5 protein-coding genes are annotated in these 3,588 nt (G+C 60.4%); 2 read left to right on the top strand and 3 right to left on the bottom strand.

All coding sequences use genetic code 11. The features are described 5' to 3' along the window. Both Q0J60_RS00025 and Q0J60_RS00020 read left to right on the top strand, forming a co-directional pair. On the top strand, positions 1 to 1,316 hold a 1,316-nt coding region (locus Q0J60_RS00025), incomplete at its 5' end, for an ABC transporter ATP-binding protein (RefSeq protein ID WP_294438138.1). 16 nt (positions 1,317 to 1,332) lie between these two features. Then, positions 1,333 to 2,298 carry a helix-turn-helix domain-containing protein gene (locus Q0J60_RS00020; protein ID WP_294438137.1) on the top strand — a complete coding sequence of 322 codons (966 nt, stop codon included), beginning with the start codon at positions 1,333 to 1,335 and terminating at the stop codon, positions 2,296 to 2,298. Here Q0J60_RS00020 and Q0J60_RS00015 read toward each other — a convergent pair whose 3' ends face one another. The 3 genes from Q0J60_RS00015 to Q0J60_RS00005 form a co-directional block, all read right to left on the bottom strand. Beyond that, positions 2,299 to 2,484, bottom strand: a complete 186-nt coding sequence (locus Q0J60_RS00015) for a hypothetical protein (protein ID WP_294438136.1) — start codon at positions 2,482 to 2,484, stop codon at positions 2,299 to 2,301. An 80-nt stretch (positions 2,485 to 2,564) separates the two neighbouring features. After that, the gene (locus Q0J60_RS00010) at positions 2,565 to 3,101 is read right to left on the bottom strand and encodes a nitroreductase family protein (protein WP_294438135.1); all 537 of its coding nucleotides are present in this window, start codon (positions 3,099 to 3,101) and stop codon (positions 2,565 to 2,567) included. Between the two features lie 78 nt (positions 3,102 to 3,179). Beyond that, a partial coding sequence (locus tag Q0J60_RS00005; protein WP_294438134.1) for a hypothetical protein occupies positions 3,180 to 3,588 on the bottom strand: 409 nt, incomplete at its 5' end.

Genomic DNA, 3,588 nt, shown 5'->3' with positions numbered 1-3,588 from the left:
GCCCGTTCTACAGCGTTGGCGTCCGCGGGGAAGTCGCGTTGGGGTGCGAGAAGCTGGGGCTTGAGCCTGCCGACATCAACCAGCGGGTGAATGACGCAGCACAATTGTTCGACCTCGCGCCACTGCTCGATACGAGCCTCTTCGCACTCTCGGGCGGGCAGAAGCAACGTGTGGCGTGCGCAAGCGCCACGGCGACACTGCCAAAACTCATCGTGCTCGATGAACCGTCGTCCAACCTCGATTTCGAAACAATCGCCCGGCTTCGTGTGGCAATTGCGCATTGGAAGAAATCAGGGGCAGCGGTGCTTGTCGCTGAACACCGCATACACTATCTCAAGGACCTCGCCGATCAGGTAATCTATCTTGACGAGGGGCACATCGCACACCGATGGAGCTGCGAGGAATTCGCGCAGCTCGATAGCGCCGATCGCGCAGAGCTTGGTCTGCGTTCGCGCAGCCTCAACAAAGTGTTCAGACTTCCTCAATATACGGAGATCGCACCCGTCGCTCCAAGGCATCCCGATGGAACGGACGATAATCTAGCACCGCAAAAGACGCTAAAGTCCGAAAATGCCTCAATCCGTTTCGAGAATCTAACGGCTAAATATCGGAAGAACGGAGTGCTTGAGCGCGTTCTCGACGTGCCGTTGCTTGAGCTGCCCCAAGCGAGCGTCACCGCGCTTGTCGGTCCATGCGGCGCCGGTAAATCCACCTTTGCCGAAGCCGTATGCGGTCTCAATCGATGCGAGGGAACCATAGAAATCGACGGTGTGCGATTGGGGAAGCGCGACCGTCGCCGTCGATGCTTCATGGTTATGCAAGATGTGAACCACCAGCTGTTCGTGGAAAGCGTGCTCGACGAGGTGCTGCTCGGCATGACGGGCGAAAATCGAGAGCAACGCGCACGCGACATCCTACGCGACCTCGACCTCGATGAGTTCGCAGCCGACCATCCGCTCTCGCTGTCAGGTGGACAGCGCCAACGCGTGGCGATTGCCCAGGCGCTCGCCACCGACCGACCCCTCATCATCTACGACGAGCCCACGAGCGGCCTCGACCTCGCCCATATGCGCCAGGTCGCCGACACCGTTCGTCGCGTGCGCGACCGCGGCGCAACGCAAATCGTCATCACGCACGATCCAGAATTCGCTCTTTCATGCTGCACACATGTCGCGATAATGGACGGGGGTCGCATAACGGATGTCTTCCCGCTTTGCAAAGAAACCGCCGGTCGCTTTGCCGACCTCTTCCTCGAGTATGAACGCATCTGCCGGAATGCAGATACAGGCAATCTCCCGCAAACCTCACCCCTGTAAGCAGAAAGGATGCGCCGTGACCGTGTTCGATATTCTCGCCAAGCGAAACGCCGACAAGCTGCGCGCCGTCGGCGCAGACGGCGCATCCGTTCGCTACCATCTTCGCATGAACGACGGTGTCGTAGGCATCATCGACACGTTCGAGCTGTTCGATGGCGTGTCCCTCATGTTCAACAGCATCCCCCGAGGAAGCGCCGAATGGAATGACATCGAGCCACGTGAGCTGCAAATCGACTGGTGCCTGCGCGGTAGATTTGAACTCGAAACAGCAAACGGACGGTCGATTCGCCTCAACGAAGGTGAGCTCGCTTTCCACGACGAGCGCATTCGTAAGCGCATTATGTCGTTCCCTGCGCCTCTGTACACGGGCCTCACACTCAGGATTAATCGGTTTACCGGAGCCGCATCGCTCGCCCATGCCCTTCCCGAATGCAATACCAGCCTCGACAAGCTCACCCGCAGGCTCACGGGCGAATGCGGATGCACGATTTGCGCGCCCGATCCCTCGATGCGCGCACTCCTTGCATCGTTTTGGGATGTCGACGAGAGAGCATCCCTCACGCGGCTGCGCTTCAAAGCGCTCGAACTCGTCGCCCTCATCGATGCGACACCGCGCCTCTCCCCTCGCACCGAGAGCTATCAGCAAAAAGGCACGATTGAATCGCTTGAGCGCGGCATGGAACTCTTGGAATCAGGCTATGAACAGGAAGTGACACTACGCGATGCCGCAAACGCAGCGAGCATGAGCGTTTCGTCCTTCAAAGGGCGGTTCGTCAAAGCATTCGGTATCTCACCCATGGCATACCGGCGCCAGTGCCGACTCGAGCGTGCTGCCCAGCTGCTCGAAACCACCGACAAGAGTATCGCGCACATCGCGCTTGCGGTGGGATACCGCAACCCGAGCAAGTTCTCCGCCGCCTTCGCCTCAACGTTCGGACATTCACCTTCGGAGCATAGGGCACGACGCCGAAGCAGCCGGTAGCTAACGCCCCTGCCGTTCGAGCCATGCGATTGCCACGCCGGCATGCAGGGCGGCGCCGATGGGTAGGCTCGCCTCGTTGAAGCGCGCCTGCGGATGATGCTGGCCGAAAATCTCACCCTCGTCCATCATCACCGCGCTCATCATCTCCATCGGATGACGCGGCGCAGCGCCGGCAGGCGTAAACACAATCGCACCATCATCGAAAAAGCGGCCTTTCGAATGGAAAGGTCGCTTTTTTTCTGCGCGCGTTTTACAAATAAGGTAGCCTAGGCGTTCACATCGGTGAACTCAGCGAGGGGGATGCGGCGCGCCTCGCGACGCTCGGGGTCAAGCTCGCGCGGCTGGGCGTAGCCCGCCACCAGGATGTTGATGGGCTCCACACCCTCGGGCAGATTGAACTCGCGCTTGGCAACCTCGGGGTCGAACGCGCACACCCAGCAGGTGCCCAAGCCCAAATCGGTCGCCTGCATCATCGTCTGGTCGCACACGATAGAGGCGTCGATGGGGGCAGAATTCATGTCGTCGTAGGAGCGCGTCCAGGCGACATCGGGCTTGGCGCACACGACAAATGCGAGCGGCGCGCCGAAGATGCTGCCATCGCGCTCGAAGCGCGGCTCGCACAAGGCGGCCTTCGCCAGTCGCTCGGGCGTATCGCACACCACCACGCGCACGGGATGGTTGTTATGCGCCGTAGGTGCCAAACGACCCGCTTCCACGATCGCATCGATCTTCTCCTGCTCGACCGGGCGCTGCTCGTAATGGCGCACCGAATAGCGCTTCATCGCCAGATCCATGAATCCCATAATAATCTCCTCTAAATCGGGACTGCACTTATATACGGTGTATAGATTAACGTATCTGCAGATGGTTCCTCGCGCCTTCTACATTTCCCGAGCATCGTCGCCCGTCACAGCCTCGGCCATCTCGGGCCCAGCTTCCCCATCAACCGTTTCGTCGAAGGCGTCCGAATCGGGGCGCTCGCCAATGGGTTGGTCGGCACGTTCCTCCTCGACGCGCCACGCATCGTCAGGGACCTCATCGGCGGAAAGCCCGTCGGCGGAACCCGCTTCAGCAGACGGCCCATCTACGAGCAAGGCGCCACCGGCCTCCCCTTCGAGCGCCGCGCGAAGGAACTCTGCGTTGCTTGCGCGCAGCGCATCGAGCGCGACGCGAGCGTCTTCGGAAAGCTTCTTCTTGGGAAAGGCATCGATAATCTCGAGGTTCACACGCGCGTCGCAGATAGCGCCAAGGCCGTCCTGCATCTTCACCATGCGCTTGGCCACGGCGACA

This window comes from uncultured Slackia sp. (assembly GCF_944321625.1).
In the GTDB taxonomy this organism is placed as follows: Bacteria; Actinomycetota; Coriobacteriia; order Coriobacteriales; family Eggerthellaceae; genus Slackia.
Note: the sequence above shows the minus strand (reverse complement) of the source record. Positions and strands in the feature narration are given on the sequence as shown.